The sequence below is a fragment of the Nostoc sp. PA-18-2419 genome (assembly GCF_005869855.1).
In the GTDB taxonomy this organism is placed as follows: Bacteria; Cyanobacteriota; Cyanobacteriia; order Cyanobacteriales; family Nostocaceae; genus Nostoc.
On sequence record NZ_SZNH01000104.1, the window covers coordinates 1 to 663 of the forward strand.

Consider the following 663-nt stretch of genomic DNA (forward strand, 5'->3'; position numbering starts at 1 on the left):
CTGCTGAGGATAAAGTCCGTTTATTAAATCGACACCAAGCAGAGGTTTGAGGATCTGACAACAGCGATCGCACTGTTCGCTAAAAATTGGCTCGGTTTGGTATAGTTCCCCAGCCATGTTAACGTAATGAGTTCCCAATCCAGTGAACATGAAGGCAACAGGACGCTCACTGTTGGCTTGAATACTATTGAATATTCGTTTGGGGTCTTGAAGTGCGCTGAGAGCATCTTGAATATCTTGACAAATGACGAATCGGCGGTGGTCAAGAACCCGGCGGCCGACTTGCAGAGTGTAAGCCACATCAGCCAGGTTTAACTCTGGATGTTGCTGTAAGTGTCCGATTAAGTTTGCTGTCGCTTTCTCTAGAGATGATGTTGTTTTGGCAGATAACATCAGTAATTGCTGTGTCCGCCCAATTGCAGAAGTTTCTAGATGTGGCGCTTCTTCTAAAATGACATGGGCATTGGTTCCCCCAAAACCCAAAGAACTAACTCCAGCCCGGCGGGGAGTGCCGTTGCTTTTCCATGCAGATAGTTGATTGTTAACATAAAATGGACTGTTCTCGAAATCTATCTGAGGATTTGGGGTTTTGAAGTTAAGGCTGGGTGGTAGTACTTGATGATGGAGTGCTAGCACTGTTTTGATGAAGCTGGCAATTCCTGC

Annotated in this window: 1 protein-coding gene; it reads right to left on the bottom strand. The window is 45.9% G+C overall.

The window, feature by feature from the left end:
• Positions 1-663 (bottom strand): ketoacyl-synthetase C-terminal extension domain-containing protein (locus FCR06_RS32180; protein ID WP_138506961.1); only part of this gene is annotated, 663 nt, incomplete at both ends.